This window comes from Pseudomonas sp. R37(2017) (assembly GCF_002113375.1).
In the GTDB taxonomy this organism is placed as follows: Bacteria; Pseudomonadota; Gammaproteobacteria; order Pseudomonadales; family Pseudomonadaceae; genus Aquipseudomonas.
In genome coordinates this window covers 21,628-38,435 of sequence record NZ_NEHO01000010.1, presented here as the reverse complement: position 1 = coordinate 38,435, position 16,808 = coordinate 21,628, and the positions used below count along the sequence as shown (strand labels likewise).

Annotated in this window: 17 protein-coding genes; 10 read left to right on the top strand and 7 right to left on the bottom strand. The window is 61.0% G+C overall.

What is annotated here, in order from left to right:
* Nucleotides 1–150: 150 nt before the first annotated feature.
* Complete coding sequence (locus CAG47_RS17185; protein ID WP_047736335.1) at nt 151–480, bottom strand: DUF1820 family protein; 330 nt, start codon at nt 478–480, stop codon at nt 151–153.
* A 133-nt stretch (nt 481–613) separates the two neighbouring features.
* On the opposite strand from CAG47_RS17185, the gene miaB reads away from it, so the two are divergent.
* From miaB to lnt, 5 genes are all read left to right on the top strand, one after another.
* On the top strand, nt 614–1,942 hold the full coding sequence (miaB, locus tag CAG47_RS17180; RefSeq protein ID WP_177409018.1) for a tRNA (N6-isopentenyl adenosine(37)-C2)-methylthiotransferase MiaB: 1,329 nt from the start codon (nt 614–616) through the stop codon (nt 1,940–1,942).
* 214 nt (nt 1,943–2,156) lie between these two features.
* The gene (locus tag CAG47_RS17175; RefSeq protein ID WP_085726049.1) at nt 2,157–3,164 is read left to right on the top strand and encodes a PhoH family protein; all 1,008 of its coding nucleotides are present in this window, start codon (nt 2,157–2,159) and stop codon (nt 3,162–3,164) included.
* Nucleotides 3,157–3,651, top strand: a complete 495-nt coding sequence (ybeY, locus tag CAG47_RS17170; RefSeq protein ID WP_085726048.1) for an rRNA maturation RNase YbeY — start codon at nt 3,157–3,159, stop codon at nt 3,649–3,651. The genes CAG47_RS17175 and ybeY overlap by 8 nt, the downstream gene beginning before the upstream one ends.
* A 5-nt stretch (nt 3,652–3,656) precedes the next feature.
* Entirely contained in the window at nt 3,657–4,496 is an 840-nt protein-coding gene (locus CAG47_RS17165; RefSeq protein ID WP_085726047.1) for an HlyC/CorC family transporter, read from the top strand.
* Between the two features lie 8 nt (nt 4,497–4,504).
* The gene (gene lnt, locus CAG47_RS17160; protein WP_085726046.1) at nt 4,505–6,028 is read left to right on the top strand and encodes an apolipoprotein N-acyltransferase; all 1,524 of its coding nucleotides are present in this window, start codon (nt 4,505–4,507) and stop codon (nt 6,026–6,028) included.
* A 48-nt stretch (nt 6,029–6,076) separates the two neighbouring features.
* Here the strand turns inward: lnt and CAG47_RS17155 are convergent, their stop codons facing one another.
* Both CAG47_RS17155 and CAG47_RS17150 read right to left on the bottom strand, forming a co-directional pair.
* Entirely contained in the window at nt 6,077–6,838 is a 762-nt protein-coding gene (locus CAG47_RS17155) for a YdcF family protein (RefSeq protein WP_085726045.1), read from the bottom strand.
* 104 nt (nt 6,839–6,942) lie between these two features.
* On the bottom strand, nt 6,943–7,263 hold the full coding sequence (locus CAG47_RS17150) for a hypothetical protein (RefSeq protein ID WP_085726044.1): 321 nt from the start codon (nt 7,261–7,263) through the stop codon (nt 6,943–6,945).
* Nucleotides 7,264–7,544: 281 nt separating this feature from the next.
* Between CAG47_RS17150 and leuS the strand changes: the two genes are divergently transcribed.
* The 5 genes from leuS (at nt 7,545) to CAG47_RS17125 (ending at nt 13,559) form a co-directional block, all read left to right on the top strand.
* The gene (leuS, locus tag CAG47_RS17145) at nt 7,545–10,151 is read left to right on the top strand and encodes a leucine--tRNA ligase (protein WP_085726043.1); all 2,607 of its coding nucleotides are present in this window, start codon (nt 7,545–7,547) and stop codon (nt 10,149–10,151) included.
* An 87-nt stretch (nt 10,152–10,238) separates the two neighbouring features.
* Entirely contained in the window at nt 10,239–10,844 is a 606-nt protein-coding gene (gene lptE / locus CAG47_RS17140) for an LPS assembly lipoprotein LptE (RefSeq protein ID WP_085726042.1), read from the top strand.
* A gap of 39 nt (nt 10,845–10,883) precedes the next feature.
* A complete protein-coding gene (gene holA / locus CAG47_RS17135) occupies nt 10,884–11,921 on the top strand; it encodes a DNA polymerase III subunit delta (protein ID WP_085726041.1) in 1,038 nt (345 codons plus the stop codon).
* Between the two features lie 89 nt (nt 11,922–12,010).
* The gene (arfA, locus tag CAG47_RS17130; RefSeq protein ID WP_085726192.1) at nt 12,011–12,175 is read left to right on the top strand and encodes an alternative ribosome rescue factor ArfA; all 165 of its coding nucleotides are present in this window, start codon (nt 12,011–12,013) and stop codon (nt 12,173–12,175) included.
* Nucleotides 12,176–12,236: 61 nt separating this feature from the next.
* Entirely contained in the window at nt 12,237–13,559 is a 1,323-nt protein-coding gene (locus tag CAG47_RS17125; protein ID WP_085726040.1) for a lytic murein transglycosylase, read from the top strand.
* A 125-nt stretch (nt 13,560–13,684) separates the two neighbouring features.
* Here CAG47_RS17125 and CAG47_RS17115 read toward each other — a convergent pair whose 3' ends face one another.
* The 4 genes from CAG47_RS17115 to CAG47_RS17100 all read right to left on the bottom strand — a co-directional run bounded on the left by CAG47_RS17115 (nt 13,685) and on the right by CAG47_RS17100 (nt 16,759).
* Complete coding sequence (locus CAG47_RS17115; protein ID WP_085726038.1) at nt 13,685–14,635, bottom strand: LD-carboxypeptidase; 951 nt, start codon at nt 14,633–14,635, stop codon at nt 13,685–13,687.
* A 177-nt stretch (nt 14,636–14,812) separates the two neighbouring features.
* Nucleotides 14,813–15,811: a lipoyl synthase gene (gene lipA, locus CAG47_RS17110; RefSeq protein WP_177409025.1), complete on the bottom strand. Its 999-nt coding sequence runs from the start codon at nt 15,809–15,811 to the stop codon at nt 14,813–14,815.
* Between the two features lie 25 nt (nt 15,812–15,836).
* On the bottom strand, nt 15,837–16,484 hold the full coding sequence (gene lipB / locus CAG47_RS17105) for a lipoyl(octanoyl) transferase LipB (protein WP_085726036.1): 648 nt from the start codon (nt 16,482–16,484) through the stop codon (nt 15,837–15,839).
* Nucleotides 16,484–16,759: a DUF493 domain-containing protein gene (locus CAG47_RS17100; RefSeq protein ID WP_085726035.1), complete on the bottom strand. Its 276-nt coding sequence runs from the start codon at nt 16,757–16,759 to the stop codon at nt 16,484–16,486. The genes lipB and CAG47_RS17100 overlap by 1 nt, the downstream gene beginning before the upstream one ends.
* Between the last annotated feature and the right edge of the window lie 49 nt (nt 16,760–16,808).

Genomic DNA, 16,808 nt, shown 5'->3' with positions numbered 1-16,808 from the left:
GGCGAGGGGGCTTGCCCCCGTTGGGCTGCGTAGCGGCCCTAAAACCAGCCGCCGCGTTCTTCCAGAAGAATCACATTAACTGAATTTACGACTGCTGCGCAGCCGAACGGGACGGTGCGGCGATCCGACAAGCCCCCTCGCCACAGAGCCTTACTTCTCCGGCATCGGCATCGGAAACGGCATTACATTGCCTACCCCGGCGCGGGCTTCGCTGATTTTCGGTGTGCCCAGACGCTCGACTTCATCGATACGCACGATCGAATGCATTGGCACAAAGCTGCGCACCACGCCTTCAAACTGAGCCTTGAGCTTTTCTTCGCTCGGATCGACGACCACTTGCGTGCGCTCGCCAAAGACGAACTCTTCCACTTCCAGAAAGCCCCACAGATCACTTTGATAGATCTGCTTGGCGTACATTTCGAACACCTGGCCCTGGTTGAGGAAAATCACCTTGTAGATTGGAGCTTCACGTTTGGTCATGGTGGGCGGGTAACACATCGGGGCAAAAATGAGGGCGCAAACTATAGCACAGCCGTCGGACGCACAACGGTAGGAACCAGGGGACATGTTCCCTATAATGCGCGGTTCTTTGAATCACGTGATGACTCTTTCCATGGCCAAGAAGCTTTACATCGAAACCCACGGTTGCCAGATGAACGAGTACGACAGCTCGCGCATGGTCGATCTGCTGGGCGAACATCAGGCCCTGGAAGTCACCGCCCGCGCTGAAGACGCCGACGTGATCCTGCTCAACACCTGCTCGATCCGCGAGCGCGCCCAGGACCGCGTCTACTCCCAACTCGGCCGCTGGCGCGAACTGAAGCAGGCCAACCCGGACATGGTGATCGCCGTCGGCGGCTGCGTGGCCAGTCAGGAAGGCGCGGCCATTCGCGATCGTGCACCGTACGTCGACGTAGTGTTCGGTCCGCAAACCCTGCACCGCCTGCCGGAAATGATCGACGCCGCGCGCATCAGCAAGCTGCCGCAAGTCGACGTCTCGTTCCCGGAAATCGAAAAGTTCGACCATTTGCCCGAGCCTCGCATCGATGGCCCGAGCGCCTACGTGTCGGTCATGGAAGGTTGCAGCAAGTACTGCACGTTTTGCGTGGTGCCCTACACCCGCGGCGAAGAAGTCAGCCGCCCGTTCGACGACGTGATTGCCGAGATCATTCACCTGGCCGAAAACGGCGTGCGCGAAGTGACGCTGCTGGGGCAGAACGTCAACGGCTATCGCGGCCTGACCCACGACGGGCGCCTGGCGGATCTGGCCGAGCTGATTCGCGTGGTCGCCGCGGTCGACGGCATCGACCGCATCCGCTACACCACGTCGCATCCACTGGAGTTTTCCGACAGCCTGATCCAGGCCCACGCCGACGTGCCGGAGTTGGTCAAGCACCTGCACTTGCCGGTGCAGTCGGGGTCTGATCGCATCCTCGCCGCAATGAAGCGCAATCACACCGCACTGGAATACAAATCCAAACTGCGCAAGCTGCGCGCCGCCGTGCCGGGAATCTGCATCAGCTCGGACTTCATCGTCGGCTTCCCGGGCGAGACCGAGAAAGACTTCGAGCAAACCATGAAGCTGATTGCCGACGTCGGTTTCGACTTTTCCTACTCGTTCGTCTACAGCCAGCGCCCGGGCACTCCGGCCGCCGACCTGGCGGACGACACACCGGAAGAACTGAAAAAAGAGCGCCTGAACGCCCTGCAGCATCGCCTGAACCAGCAGGGTTTCGAGATCAGCCGACAAATGGTCGGCTCGATCCAGCGGATCCTGGTGACCGACTACTCGAAAAAAGACCCGGGCGAACTGCAAGGCCGGACCGAGAATAACCGTATCGTCAACTTCCGCTGCGACAATCCGACCCTGATCGGCCAGTTCGCGGATGTGCACATCGATGCCGCGCAACCGCACTCGCTGCGGGGTTCGCTGATCCCGTAACACCGCATTTCCCTGTGGGAGCGGGCTTGCTCGCGAAGAGGGCCTGCCAGTCAGCATTGATGTAGCTGACAGTCCGCCTTCGCGAGCAAGCCCGCTCCCACAGGGACAGCGCCAGGCCAGTGAATCAACTTGGTCTGTATAAGAGCTTTCGCGCCCACGCCACTGGCGCTATCCTTGATTCATCACTATTGCCCCAGGGCGGCTAAATACGACCTTGAACGCACCCATAGAACCCCATCGCTTCATTCTCGAGCCTTTTGAAGCTCGTCGCTTCGCCAATCTGTGCGGGCAATTCGACGAGCACTTGCGCTTGATCGAACAGCGCCTGACCATCGAAATCCGCAATCGCGGCAACCAGTTCGAGCTGATCGGCGAACCCAAACACACCACCTCCGCGGAAAATCTCCTGCGCCGCCTGTACCGGGAAACCAAGGGTACCGAGCTGTCGCCGGACATGGTGCACCTGTTCCTGCAGGAATCGGCTGTCGAGCAACTGGACAACCATTCCCCCGCCGAACCGTCCGTGGCCCTGCGCACCAAGAAAGGCATGATTCGCCCCCGCGGCTTGAATCAGCTGCGCTACGTGAAGGAAATCCTCGGTAACGACATCAACTTCGGCATCGGCCCGGCCGGTACCGGCAAGACCTATCTGGCCGTAGCCTGCGCGGTCGATGCACTCGAGCGCGAGCAGATCCGCCGCATCCTGCTGGTGCGTCCGGCGGTCGAAGCGGGTGAAAAGCTCGGCTTCCTGCCCGGCGACCTCTCGCAAAAGATCGACCCGTACCTGCGCCCGCTCTACGACGCGCTCTACGAAATGCTCGGCTTCGAATACGTTGCCAAGCTGATCGAGCGCCAGGTGATCGAAGTCGCGCCACTGGCCTACATGCGCGGCCGGACGCTGAACAACAGTTTCATCATTCTCGACGAAAGCCAGAACACCACGGTCGAGCAGATGAAGATGTTCCTGACCCGGATCGGCTTCGGCTCCACGGCCGTCGTCACCGGGGACATCACCCAGGTCGACCTGCCTCGCGGCACCAAGTCCGGCCTGCACCATGTGATCGAAGTGCTCAAGGATGTACCGGGTATCAGCTTTACCCATTTCCAGCCCAAGGACGTCGTGCGCCATCCGTTGGTGCAGCGCATCGTTGAAGCCTACGAGCGCTTCGAAACCAAAGCGGCCGACGATGCAGCCGCCAAGGGTAGCCACCGCGATGCTTGAGCTTGATCTGCAAATCGCCACCCAGGCCCCCGCCCCCGACGAAGCCGAGTTCCGCCAGTGGTGCGAACTGGCTTTGCGCCAGCGCACCGCCGATTCGGAGATGACCATTCGCCTGGTCGACGAAGCCGAAGGACGCGAGCTGAACCACACCTGGCGGCAAAAGGATTACGCAACCAACGTCCTGTCATTCCCGGCCGATGTGCCGGATGAGCTCCTCGACATCCCGCTGCTGGGCGATCTGGTGATCTGCGTGGCCGTGGTCGAGCGCGAAGCCGCTGAACAGGGCAAGGAACTCAAGGCCCACTGGGCACACCTGGTGATTCACGGCTGCTTGCATCTGCTCGGTTACGACCATATCGATGATGACGAAGCCGAAGAGATGGAAGCACTGGAACGAACGTTGCTTGCAGAACTGGGCTTTCCCGATCCGTACGCGGACGACGAACCCGATTCATCCCCTACCAAAACAACAAAGGATTCAGAGTAATCGCTATGAGCGAAGATCGATCGAGCAACGGGCAGAAGTCATGGCTGGGTAAGCTCACCCAGGCTTTTGCCCACGAGCCGAAAAACCGCCAGGAGCTGCTGGAGCTGCTGCGCGATGCACACCAGAACAAACTGTTGGACAGCGAAGCGCTGGCCATCGTCGAAGGCGCCATCCAGGTCGCTGACTTGCAGGTCCGGGACATCATGGTCCCGCGCTCGCAAATGGTCAGCATCAAGGCGCACCAGACACCTCGCGAGTTCCTGCCTGCCGTGGTCGAGTCGGCCCACTCCCGCTATCCGGTGATCGGCGAAAGCCACGATGACGTGATGGGCGTGCTGCTGGCCAAGGACTTGCTGCCGTTGATCCTCAAGGAGAACGGCGACAGTTTCAATATCAAGGACCTGCTGCGCCCGGCCACCTTCGTGCCGGAATCCAAGCGCCTTAACGTGCTGCTGCGTGAATTCCGCGCCAACCACAACCACATGGCCATCGTCATCGACGAGTACGGCGGCGTGGCCGGCCTGGTGACTATCGAAGACGTGCTGGAACAGATCGTCGGCGACATCGAAGACGAACACGACGTCGAAGAAGACAGCTACATCAAGCCGCTGCCAAGCGGTGATTTCCTGGTCAAGGCGCTGACGCCGATCGAGAACTTCAACGAGTTCTTCGACAGCGAATTCTCTGACGACGAGTTCGACACCGTTGGCGGCCTGGTGATGAGCGCGTTCGGGCATTTGCCAAAACGCAATGAAATCACTGAAATCGGCCCATACCGTTTCCGCATCCTCAACGCCGACAGCCGTCGGATTCACTTGCTTCGCCTGACGCCCATTGCTCGCTAAGGATTGAAATGCGCTGGACAACCCGCCCCGGCTGGCCCGGTAACCTGCTGGCCGTGGCGGCCGGTGCAATCACCACCCTGGCCCTGGCGCCGTTCGATATCTGGCCATTGGCACTGCTCGCCGTCGGCCTGTTCTATGCCGGCTTGCGTGAACTGAGCCCACGCCAGGCGCTGGGTCGCGGCTGGTGTTTCGGGTTCGGCCTGTTCGGCGCCGGCACCAGTTGGATCTACTACAGCATTCACCACTTCGGCGGCGCATCGGTGCTGCTGGCCGGCTTCCTGATGCTGCTGTTCACGGCAGCGATTGCCTGGTTCTTTGCCCTGCCTGCCTGGATATGGGCGCGCTGGCTGCGCCGCAATGAGGCGCCGCTGGCCGATGCCCTCGCCTTCGCGGCGCTATGGGTCGGCCAGGAAGCATTCCGTGGCTGGTTCCTGACGGGTTTCCCGTGGCTGTACTCCGGTTACAGCCAGCTCGATGGCCCGCTGGCCGGGCTCGCCCCCCTCGGCGGAATGTGGCTGATTTCCTTCACCCTGGCCCTGACGGCTGCGTTGATCTACAACGGCGTGCGCCTGGTTCGCACGGGGCGCAAAGGCTTTATCGCTGCCGGCGTATTGCTGCTGGTCGGCCCATGGCTGGTCGGCATGGCGCTCAAGCACCACGCCTGGACCAGCCCGTCGGGCCCACCACTGAGCGTTGCCGCCATTCAGGGCAACATCGAACAAAGCATGAAATGGGACCCGGCGCAGCTCAATTCGCAGCTGGCGCTGTACCGTGACATGAGTTTCAGTTCCAAGCGTGCCGACCTGCTCATCTGGCCGGAAACGGCGGTCCCGGTGCTCAAGGAGTCCGCCGAGGGCTACCTGACCATGATGGGCAACTTCGCGGCCGAACGTAAATCGGCGTTGATTACCGGTGTCCCGGTCCGCATGGAGGTACGCCATGAGAAGCGTTTCTTCAATGGCATCACCGTTACCGGTGAAGGCGACGGCACTTACCTGAAGCAAAAACTGGTGCCATTTGGCGAATATGTCCCCTTGCAGGACATGTTGCGCGGATTGATCGCCTTCTTCGACCTGCCCATGTCGGACTTCGCTCGCGGCCCGGCCGACCAGCCGCTGCTGCAAGCCAAGGGTTATCAGATCGCGCCGTTCATCTGCTATGAAGTGGTCTATCCGGAGTTCGCCGCCAGCCTTGCCGCCCGCAGCGACCTGCTGCTGACCATCAGCAACGACACCTGGTTCGGCACCTCCATCGGGCCGCTGCAACACCTGCAGATGGCGCAGATGCGCGCGCTGGAAGCCGGCCGCTGGATGATCCGTGCCACCAACAACGGCGTGTCCGGCCTGATCAACCCGTTTGGTCAGATTACCGATCAGATCCCGCAGTTCGAACGCGGCACCCTGTATGGCGAAGTGGTACCAATGCACAACCTGACGCCGTACCTGCAATGGCGCTCGTGGCCGCTGATCATTGTGTGCGTGCTGTTGTTCGGCTGGGCACTGATAGCGAGCCGGATGGCCAAGACCGTCTGAAATCATTTGTGGCGAGGGATCTTGCTCCCTCGCCACAGGGTTTGACACTCAGCGATAGAACAACGAATAACCGATCTGCCCCACCGCCTCGTTCATCAATTGCCCGCTCTGCCAGATCGACTTGAACTCCGGCATCCAGCCACCCAGCGGCCGCGCGTTGTCACCACCCAGAAACCCGACCGGCGCCGGCACCACCTCAAAGCCGGCCTTGCGGAAACTCCAGACCGCTCGCGGCATATGCCAGGCATGAGTCACGAGCACCACACGCTTGATACCCTGAGGCAGCAACACCTCGGCGCTGAACTGCGCATTTTCCCAGGTCGTGCGGCTACGTCCCTCTTGCCAGCGTACAGTCACGCCAAAATCGTCACGCAAGGAGTCCGCCATCATCTGCGCCTCGCTGGGCGGCGTACCGTAATGCAAGCCGCCGCTGGTCAGTACCGGCAGCCCGGAAGCCTTGGCCAGCCGCGCGGCATAGCGCTGGCGTTCCAGACCGACGCCCGTGGGCTGGTCGGCCCCCCAGGCCAGGTCACCGCGCTCGCGCCCCGAACCAAGGACGACAATGGCATCTGCGCGCTGCCCCAGGACTGCCCATTCATCGCGTGCCAACGGTGGTTCCCGCTCAAGCAGACCGGCACTCCACTGCACCACCACAGGCAAGCTCATCAACCAGAGGCCACCCAGGCCCAGCGCAAAGCACGCTCCGGCAAGCCTCGGCCTTGAACGGCGCAACCACCAGGCAAGCACAAGCAGCAGCAATAGAATGCCGGGTGGCAAAAGAAGTTGTTTTACGAAGTAACGAAATGGCATCGAGCATCTCCCGGAGATGCCCGAAGCCTAAGTGGATTGAGGTAACGCGACAATCAATACGGAAGGACTATGCTTCAAAAATGCCTGGAGCATAGCTCTGTGCCCTATTTGAAATGCAAAGACCGGACCTTTACCGCTTCTCTGCCGGGAACCTTGTCCTTGAGCCAGATGATCTTGGCCGAACGTGGTGCGTCGAGTTGCTTCACCGCCTCTGACAAGCATCCGTGTGTCTCACGCTCACTGCGATCCAGATACGCCTTGACCAGTGCAAACTCTGCAGGGCTCAGGCCGCGCAGTTCCAGCTCCAGAGGGCGTTCGTCGCGCAACCGGCTAGCGGTTCTTGCCGCTTCCAGGGCCAAGGCCAAACGATCGATCAGCCTTTCGTACAGCTCCGGTTTTGTAGCTTTTTGCTGTGACTCAACCATCCCTCACCTCATTGGAAGATAAGACCTACTCCCCATTTAGAGCTTAGCTTCCATGAACAAACCGGCTGAACGCCGCGACCAACGGCCCTCGCAGCGATGTTTGCAGGACGTGCGGCAGTAATCAGGGTTTCCCTCGGTAGAGCGCGGTCATGTATGCTACGGCGCTTCCTGTAACTCCACTTCCAGCTCGGCTGGGCATCGAAAACGCCAAGGTGGCGTGATCCGCGTCCAGCGTTGCATTGAAGAGGATTGGGCCACCCCTATTCAGTTCAAAAGTAGCCATGCACGAACAATATCAGCCCCGTGAAATCGAAGCCGCCGCCCAGTCGTTCTGGGACGAGCAAAAGTCCTTTGAAGTCAGTGAACAGCCAGGCAAGGAGACTTACTACTGCCTGTCGATGTTCCCTTACCCCAGCGGCAAGCTACACATGGGGCACGTGCGCAACTACACCATCGGCGACGTGATCTCCCGCTACCAGCGTATGCAAGGCAAGAACGTTCTGCAACCAATGGGTTGGGACGCCTTCGGCATGCCGGCGGAAAACGCCGCGATGAAGAACAACGTAGCGCCCGCCAAGTGGACCTACGAAAACATCGCCTACATGAAATCCCAGCTGCGCAGCCTGGGCCTGGCGGTGGACTGGTCGCGTGAAGTGACCACCTGCAAGCCCGATTACTACCGCTGGGAACAATGGCTGTTCACCCGCCTGTTCGAAAAAGGTGTGATCTACAAAAAAAGCGGCACCGTGAACTGGGACCCGGTCGACCAGACCGTTCTGGCCAACGAGCAAGTGATCGACGGCCGTGGCTGGCGTTCCGGCGCGCTGATCGAAAAGCGCGAAATCCCGATGTACTACTTCAAGATCACCGCCTACGCGGATGAGCTGCTGGAGAGCCTCGACGAACTGACTGGCTGGCCTGAACAGGTCAAGACCATGCAGCGCAACTGGATCGGCAAATCCCGCGGCATGGAAGTACAGTTCCCGTACAACGTCGATTCCATCGGCGAAGCGGGCACGCTGAAAGTCTTCACCACCCGTCCGGACACCCTGATGGGCGCGACCTACGTCGCAGTCGCTGCCGAGCACCACCTGGCTACCCTGGCGGCGCAGAACAACCCTGAGCTGCAAGCGTTCATCGCTGAATGCAAGGGCGGCAGCGTGGCCGAAGCCGATGTTGCCACCCAGGAGAAAAAAGGCCTGCCGACCGGTCTGTTCGTCGAGCACCCGCTGACCGGCGAAAAACTGCCGGTATGGGTCGCCAACTATGTGCTGATGCACTACGGCGATGGCGCGGTGATGGCGGTTCCGGCCCACGACGAGCGTGATTTCGAATTCGCCCACAAGTACAACCTGCCGGTCAAATCAGTGGTGCGCACCAGCTCCGGTGACAGCAATCCGGCGCCATGGCAAGACGCCTACGGCGAGCACGGCACGCTGATCAATTCCGGCGAGTTCGATGGTCTCGACTTCGCGGGCGCCTTCGACGCCATCGAAGTTGCGCTGATCAAGAAAGAACTGGGCGCCTCGCGCACCCAGTTCCGCCTGCGCGACTGGGGCATCAGCCGTCAACGCTACTGGGGCTGCCCGATCCCGATCATCCACTGCGGCACTTGCGGTGACGTGCCGGTGCCGGAAGATCAACTGCCTGTCGTGCTGCCGGAAGACGTCGTACCCGACGGCGCCGGTTCCCCGCTGGCGCGCATGCCCGAGTTCTACGAATGCAGTTGCCCGAAATGCGGCGCGCCTGCCAAGCGTGAAACCGACACCATGGACACCTTCGTCGAGTCCTCGTGGTACTACGCCCGTTACGCCTCCCCGCACTTTGAAGGCGGTCTGGTGGAAAAATCGGCGGCCGACCACTGGCTGCCGGTGGATCAGTACATCGGCGGTATCGAGCACGCGATCCTGCACCTGCTCTACGCGCGCTTCTTCCACAAGCTGATGCGCGACGAAGGCCTGGTGAGCTCCAACGAGCCGTTCAAGAACCTGCTGACCCAGGGCATGGTGATCGCCGAGACTTACTACCGTCGGGAAGCCAATGGCGCCTACACCTGGTTCAACCCGGCGGACGTCGAGCTTGAGCGCGACGGCAAGGCCAAGGTGATCAGCGCCAAATTGAAATCCGACGGCTTGCCGGTGGAAATCGGCGGCACAGAGAAGATGGCCAAGTCGAAGAACAATGGCGTCGACCCACAGTCGATGATTGACCAGTTCGGCGCAGACACCTGCCGCCTGTTCATGATGTTCGCCTCGCCACCCGACATGAGCGCGGAATGGTCCGACTCCGGCGTCGAAGGTTCGCACCGTTTCCTCAAGCGCGTCTGGCGCCTGGCGCAAGCGCACGTCACTCAGGGCCTGCCGGGCAAACTGGACGTAGCCAGCCTGAACGACGAACAGAAAGCCGTTCGCCGCTCAATCCACCTGGCCATCAAGCAGGCCAGCCAGGACGTCGGCCAGAACCACAAATTCAACACCGCCATCGCCCAGGTGATGACGCTGATGAACGTGCTGGAAAAAGCCGCGCAAGGTACCGAACAGGATCGCGCACTGGTTCACGAAGGTCTGGAAACCGTGACCCTGCTGCTGGCGCCGATCACGCCGCACATCAGCCATGAGCTGTGGAATCAACTGGGTCACGCCGATCCTGTGATCGACGCCGGTTGGCCGGTGCAGGACGACAGCGCGCTGGTGCAGGACAGCCTGACGCTCGTCATCCAGGTCAACGGCAAGCTGCGTGGCCAGATCGAAATGCCGGCCAGCGCCAGCCGCGAAGAGGTCGAGGCTGCCGCCCGCGCCAACGAAAACGTACTGCGTTTCGTCGACGGCCTGACCATTCGTAAAGTGATCGTAGTGCCCGGGAAACTGGTCAATATCGTCGCCAGCTGATTGGATAAGGCGCCAGGTGAGCCTGGCGCCGAATAAAACCTTTCGGGCCGCTTGATCGGCCCACATGGTTTCAATGGGAGCAACAAGATGATCAAACGCAATCTGCTGGTGATGGGCCTCGCGGTCCTGCTGAGCGCCTGCGGTTTCCAGCTGCGCGGCACCGGCACCAACGAACTGGCGATCAAGGAACTCGACCTGAGCGCCCGTAACGCCTACGGTCCAACCGTAACCCAACTGCGCAAGGTACTGGAAGGCAGCGGCGTCAATGTCTATACCGGCGCGCCTTACAAGCTGATCCTGACCAATGAACAGGAAAGCCAGCGTATCCTCAGCTACGCCGGTGCCGGTCGTGCTGGCGAGTACCAGATCACCACCGTACTGAACTACGACATCCGTGGTCGCGGTGATCTGCCACTGTTGAGCGACAAGCTTGAAGTACAGAAAATCTACATGCACGACGGCAACAACCTGGTGGGTTCCGATCAGGAAGCTGCAACGGCCCGGGAAGAAAGCCGCCGGGAGATGGTTCAACGCATGATGCTGCGCCTGGAACAACTGAGCCCGGCCCAACTGGATCAGTTGCAGCAGACTGCCGAAGCCAGGGCCAAGGCTGACGCCGCGGCACTGGAAGCGGCACAAAAGGCTGAAGCGGAAACCCCGCGTCAGTCGCCTGTCGAACTGCCGCAGCAGTAAGACTTACGGGGCGCCCAGGCGCCCCGTTTGCCCTCTCTCATGAAGCTCGCCCCCGCCCAACTCGCCAAACACCTGCAAGGTGCCCTCGCGCCGATCTACATCATCAGCGGCGATGACCCGTTGCTGTGCCAGGAAGCGGCCGACGCTGTTCGCGCCGCCGCCCGTCAGCAGGGATTCGATGAACGCCAGGTGTTTGCCGCCGACGCCAGTTTCGACTGGGGGACGTTGCTGCAAGCCGGTGCCAGCATGTCGCTGTTCGCTGAAAAGCGCCTGTTGGAATTGCGCCTGCCGTCCGGCAAACCCGGCGACAAAGGTGCCGCCGCGCTGATCGAATACTGCTCGCGCCCGGCCGAAGATACCGTGCTGCTGATCAGCTTGCCGAAACTCGATGGTAGCGCGCAGAAAACCAAGTGGGGCAAGGCGCTGGTCGAAGGACAGCAAACCCAGTTCGTGCAGATCTGGCCAGTCGATGTCGGACAGTTGCCCAGTTGGATCCGCCAGCGCCTGTCCCAGGCCGGTCTCTCCGCCAGCCAGGACGCCGTTGAACTGATCGCTGCACGGGTAGAGGGCAATTTGCTGGCTGCCGCCCAGGAAATCGAAAAGCTCAAACTGATGGCCGAAGGGGGCCAGATCACCGTCGAAACCGTACAGGCGGCGGTGGCCGACAGTGCGCGCTTCGACGTATTTGGCCTGACCGATGCGGTGCTCAATGGTGAGGCTGCCCACGCGCTGCGCATGCTCGAAGGCTTGCGCGGCGAAGGCGTCGAACCGCCGGTGATTCTCTGGGCCCTGGCCCGGGAGTTGCGCCTGCTGGCCAATATTTCGCTGCAATACAGTCAGGGGATGCCGCTGGACAAGGCCTTCAGCCAAGCCAAGCCGCCGATCTGGGACAAGCGCAAACCCTTGATGAGCAAAGCCCTGCAACGCTACTCGGCACAACGCTGGGCGCAACTGCTGCTGGAAGCGCAACGCATCGACGCGCAGATCAAGGGCCAGGCGGCGGGCTCGCCGTGGATGAGCTTGAGCCGGTTGACGCTATTGATGGCAGGTCAGCGTTTGTCACTGCCGGCGGAGTGAAATCTCCTACACAATGCAGGGACTGGACAGGTCCGCGACTTCGGCCGATGATGCGCCTCGCAAAATCCACTCACCTGCGAGAAATCATCATGAGCAGAAAACCATCAAAGCATGGCCCCAACAAGGCCAAATCCATCGTCGCCCAGCCATTGTTCCGCAGCCGCCAGGAACGCCCGGCCAAGGGCAAAGGCAGTTACCGCCGCGAAGCCTTCCAGTCTGACAACTGGGAGGCTTCTTACTTTCTGGCTGCGTAAAGCAGAACACCCCTTCGACATGTTAAGGTCTGCACCTGATTCGAATTCCCTGGACCCGTGCATGCCCTTTTGTCTTCCCCGTCGTTGGCACCTGCGCCAATTGATCGCTGCCTCCAGCCTTGTTTTGCTTGTCGCCTGTGCGGAAAAACCGACCGCAGCCGACGCCCAGCCGCTTCAGACCCTTCCTGTCAGCACTGCCCCGGCGGTTGTTCCACCTGTGGTTCCGACGGGTGAGAACCTCGACATCCAGCCAACCCAGACCTTTGCCGAATGGCAGGCGGGATTTCGCAAGGATGCCCTGGCCGCCGGTATCCGCGCCGATCTGTTCGACCGCGCCTTCGCCAATGTCAGCTTCGACCCCAGTGTGATTCGTGCCGATCGCAGTCAACCGGAATTCGCAAAACCGGTGTGGGAATACCTCGATGGCGCCCTGTCACCACTGCGGGTACGCAAAGGCCAGTCGCTGATCAACCAGTACGCCGACATCCTGCAAGGCATCGAACAACGTTACGGCGTTGATCGTCAGGCGCTGGTGGCTGTGTGGGGCATGGAAAGCAACTTCGGCCAGTTCCAGGGCAACAAGTCGGTGATCAACTCACTGGCGACCCTGGCCTACGAAGGTCGTCGCCCCGCTTTCGCCCACGCGCAATTGATTGCCGCCCTGCAAATCCTGCAACAAGGCGATATCGAGCCCGAGAAGATGCTCGGATCCTGGGCCGGCGCCATGGGCCAGACCCAGTTCATCCCGACCACCTACAACACCCATGCGGTGGACTTCGATGGTGACGGGCGTCGCGATATCTGGAGCAGCTCGGCCGATGCCCTGGCCTCGACCGCGCATTACCTGCAAAGCTCCGGCTGGCAGAGAGGCCAGCCATGGGGCTTTGAAGTCCAACTGCCGAGCGGGTTCAACTACGTGCTGGCCGACGGCACGATTCGCAAGAGCGTCGCCGAATGGAGACAACTGGGCATTACCCTGCCCAACGGTGCCCAGGTCCCTGCCGGCTCGGAGCAACTGTCCGCCGCCCTGCTACTGCCGGCCGGTTACCGCGGACCGGCGTTCCTGGTGCTCGACAACTTCCGGGCAATCCTCAAGTACAACAACTCGTCATCCTATGCACTGGGGGTGAGCCTGTTGTCCGAACGCTTCAATGGCGCGGGCTTGATCAGTGGCTCATGGCCAAAGGATGACCTGCCCCTGAGCCGTACCGAACGGATCGAGCTGCAAAACCTGTTGAGTGCGCAAAACTATGACGCCGGCACCGCCGACGGGATCATTGGCGCCAACACCCGCAAGGCGATCCGCAGCGCCCAGCAGTCGTTTGGCTGGCCGGCGGACGGGTATCCGACGCACAAGTTGCTGGAAGGCTTGCGCAACCGCTAAAAGCTTCGCGAGCAAGCCCGCTCCCACATTCGACCGTATTCCCATGGAGGAACTCGGTCACCTGTGGGAGCGGCGGTGCGGCGATCCGACTTGCTCGCGAAGACTGACTTTCAGACGATGAACATCTACTGCCTGACCACCACATCCTGTTCCAGCATCAACTCCTTGTTCCCCGCATCCAGCCTGACCAGCGCCCCCATGGGCAATGTCAGGTTCGGGTCGCAATGCCCACTGCGCCAACCGGACAGCACCGGAATCTTCATTGGCTCGAAGGTCTGCTTGAGCAAGCGGTCCAGCGCTGCGGCCTCAACCCCCGCCACATCCCCGACCAACACCCCGCGCAGCTTGCGCAACGTGCCTGCCAGCCGCAGATGGGTCAGCAGCCGGTCAATGCGATACAGCGGCTCGTTGATGTCCTCGATCAACAGAATGACACCCTCGGCGTCAATTTCGTAAGGCGTGCCCATGGTTGCGGCAATCATGGCCAGATTGCCCCCCAGCAGCCGCCCATGGGCCACGCCTGGCTCGACTGTGGTCAACGGGTAGGCAACCGGATGCGCCATCACTGAGCCTGCCCTCACCTGCCCTCTCAGCATGCTGAAGAAGGAAGACTCCGTAGGAATTTGCTTGTCGCCCAGCAGATCGGCATTGAGCAGCGGGCCATGAAATGTCACGAAGCCGGCATAACGACTGATCGCCAAATGCAGGGCAGTGATGTCGCTGTAGCCGATGAATGGCTTGGCGTTATCGCGCAGCAGCTGGAAATCGATACGATCGAGCAGGCGGGGCGTGCCGTAGCCACCGCGCAGACAGATGATGGCATCGACATCAGGATCCGCGAACGCAGCATGCAGGTCATTGAGCCGCACGTCGTCGCTGCCGGCCAGATAGCCGTCTTTCTCGTAGACCCCCGGAAACACTTTCAGTGAATAACCTCGGGCACGCATCCACTGCACCGCCTTGTCGGTGTCCAGCGTCGCGGGACCGGCGGGTGCAATAACGCCGATCATGCCCTCCGACGGCAGAGCCGGGACAGGAGCGTGAGGGCCAAGGGTGTGGGTTGGTCGAGCAGTCATCCGTGAATCTCCCTGCGTGAAATCTTCAGCACACAGTAGTCAGGAACGAGGACAAACTGAAGAGTGTCCGTCGCCCCGCAGGTTGGGGGAAAAAGCGCCCAGTATCTTGGGCCAGGCAAAAAAAAACGCCCGCTCGGCTGAATTACCGTGCAGGCGTTTTTCATATCATTGCGCAGATCAGGACGACATCAGCTCGGCCTTGACCAGCTTGGCCTGCTCGTCGGCGTGGTACGAGGAGCGTACCAGCGGACCGGAAGCGACGTTCTTGAAGCCCATCTTGTAACCTTCCTCGGCAAACCAGGCAAAGGTGTCCGGGTGCACGAAGCGCTGCACTGGCAAGTGGCTGCGGGATGGTTGCAGGTACTGGCCGAGGGTCAGCATGTCGATGTCGTGCTCGCGCATGCGCTTCATGACTTCGATGACTTCTTCGTCGGTCTCGCCCAGGCCCAGCATCAGGCCGGACTTGGTCGGAATGTGCGGCATCATCTGCTTGAAGCGTTGCAGCAGGGTCAGCGACCACTGGTAGTCCGAACCCGGGCGCGCAGCCTTGTACAGGCGCGGCACGGTTTCCAGGTTGTGGTTGAACACATCCGGCGGCTCGGCAGCGGTGATTTCCAGGGCGATGTCCATGCGTCCACGGTAGTCCGGGACCAGGGTTTCAAGCTGCACGTTCGGCGACAGCTTGCGGATTTCGCGAATGCAGTCGGCGAAGTGCTGGGCACCGCCGTCGCGCAGGTCATCACGGTCCACCGAAGTGATCACCACATACTTCAGGCGCAGGTCGGCGATGGCAACGGCCAGGTTTTCCGGCTCGTTGACGTCCAATGGCTTCGGACGACCGTGGCCGACGTCGCAGAACGGGCAACGACGGGTGCAGATGTCACCCATGATCATGAAGGTCGCGGTGCCGCCGGAGAAGCATTCGCCCAGGTTCGGGCAGGACGCTTCTTCGCAGACGCTGTGCAGCTTGTGTTTGCGCAGCAGGGCCTTGATGCGGTCGACTTCCGGCGAAACCGGGATGCGTACGCGAATCCAGTCCGGCTTCTTCGGCAGTTCGGTGGTCGGAATGATCTTCACCGGAATGCGTGCAACCTTCTCGGCGCCGCGCAGCTTGACGCCGGCTTCTACCTTGGGACGCGGGGCCGGGCGCTCGGTGACATCAAGCGTCGGGTTCATGGTTTGCACTGCATCAGTAGTCATATCAGTCGATTCCGCCCGTCAGGGTCGTCTGCTCAGCATAGTCGAGGTGTTTGACGAGCTGCGCGCGCAGCCGGGCACTTACCTCGGCAAATTCAATCGATCCTGCGTGATCGCTCAGCTGGGTCATCGCCAGCCCGGCATAGCCGCAGGGATTAATCCGTCGAAACGGTTCCAGGTTCATGTCCACGTTCAAGGCCAGGCCATGAAAGGAACAACCATGGCGGATCCGCAGACCCAGGGAAGCGATTTTCGCCCCGTTGACATAGACACCCGGCGCATCTGGCTTGGCAGCGGCGGTCACGCCGTAACTGGCCAGCAGTTCAATCAGGCACTGCTCCATCCGGGTGACCAGATCGCGCACGCCAAACCCGAGCTTGCGCACATCCAGCAGCAGATAAGCCACCAGTTGGCCGGGACCGTGGTAAGTCACCTGACCACCACGGTCGACCTGCACCACCGGGATATCTCCCGGGAGCAACAAGTGTTCGGCCTTGCCGGCCTGGCCCTGGGTAAACACCGGGGGGTGTTCTACCAGCCAGATTTCGTCGGCGGCATCGCTGCCGCGTTCGTTGGTGAAGCGTTGCATGGCATGCCAGACCGGCTCGTAAGCCATCTGGCCGAGCTCGCGAAAGCCCAGCACACCGGACATCACAGCACCATGTGCACGAAACCGGTGGCCCGCAGATAGCTGTTGATGTTGTACAGCTGGTCCTGGTCGGTCGCGACGATGTGCAACTGAATGGTGGTGTATTTGCCGTTGCTGCTTTGACGCTCATCAACACGCTCATCGTTGATGGTCGCGTATTTCTTGACGATTTCGATGATCCTGTCTTTGTTGCCGACGCCCGTATCGCAAATCACCTTAACCGGATAATCGGTCTGGGGAAATTCGATCTTTGGCGCCTTTACTTCGGTATCGGTCATGGCGTAACGGCCTCGTAAGCGTAAGCCGTGGCGACAGGCATGGCTGCGC

What these genes read in the sequence shown, in the direction of transcription:
- lnt (WP_085726046.1), top strand. Translation starts at nt 4,505, where the DNA reads ATGCGCTGGACAACCCGCCCCGGCTGGCCCGGTAACCTGCTGGCCGTG.
- miaB (WP_177409018.1), top strand. Translation starts at nt 614, where the DNA reads ATGGCCAAGAAGCTTTACATCGAAACCCACGGTTGCCAGATGAACGAG.
- holA (WP_085726041.1), top strand. Translation starts at nt 10,884, where the DNA reads ATGAAGCTCGCCCCCGCCCAACTCGCCAAACACCTGCAAGGTGCCCTC.
- CAG47_RS17100 (WP_085726035.1), bottom strand. Translation starts at nt 16,759, where the DNA reads ATGACCGATACCGAAGTAAAGGCGCCAAAGATCGAATTTCCCCAGACC.
- lptE (WP_085726042.1), top strand. Translation starts at nt 10,239, where the DNA reads ATGATCAAACGCAATCTGCTGGTGATGGGCCTCGCGGTCCTGCTGAGC.
- lipB (WP_085726036.1), bottom strand. Translation starts at nt 16,484, where the DNA reads ATGTCCGGTGTGCTGGGCTTTCGCGAGCTCGGCCAGATGGCTTACGAG.
- CAG47_RS17165 (WP_085726047.1), top strand. Translation starts at nt 3,657, where the DNA reads ATGAGCGAAGATCGATCGAGCAACGGGCAGAAGTCATGGCTGGGTAAG.
- ybeY (WP_085726048.1), top strand. Translation starts at nt 3,157, where the DNA reads ATGCTTGAGCTTGATCTGCAAATCGCCACCCAGGCCCCCGCCCCCGAC.
- CAG47_RS17125 (WP_085726040.1), top strand. Translation starts at nt 12,237, where the DNA reads ATGCCCTTTTGTCTTCCCCGTCGTTGGCACCTGCGCCAATTGATCGCT.
- lipA (WP_177409025.1), bottom strand. Translation starts at nt 15,811, where the DNA reads ATGAACCCGACGCTTGATGTCACCGAGCGCCCGGCCCCGCGTCCCAAG.
- CAG47_RS17185 (WP_047736335.1), bottom strand. Translation starts at nt 480, where the DNA reads ATGACCAAACGTGAAGCTCCAATCTACAAGGTGATTTTCCTCAACCAG.
- arfA (WP_085726192.1), top strand. Translation starts at nt 12,011, where the DNA reads ATGAGCAGAAAACCATCAAAGCATGGCCCCAACAAGGCCAAATCCATC.
- CAG47_RS17155 (WP_085726045.1), bottom strand. Translation starts at nt 6,838, where the DNA reads ATGCCATTTCGTTACTTCGTAAAACAACTTCTTTTGCCACCCGGCATT.
- leuS (WP_085726043.1), top strand. Translation starts at nt 7,545, where the DNA reads ATGCACGAACAATATCAGCCCCGTGAAATCGAAGCCGCCGCCCAGTCG.
- CAG47_RS17150 (WP_085726044.1), bottom strand. Translation starts at nt 7,263, where the DNA reads ATGGTTGAGTCACAGCAAAAAGCTACAAAACCGGAGCTGTACGAAAGG.
- CAG47_RS17115 (WP_085726038.1), bottom strand. Translation starts at nt 14,635, where the DNA reads ATGACTGCTCGACCAACCCACACCCTTGGCCCTCACGCTCCTGTCCCG.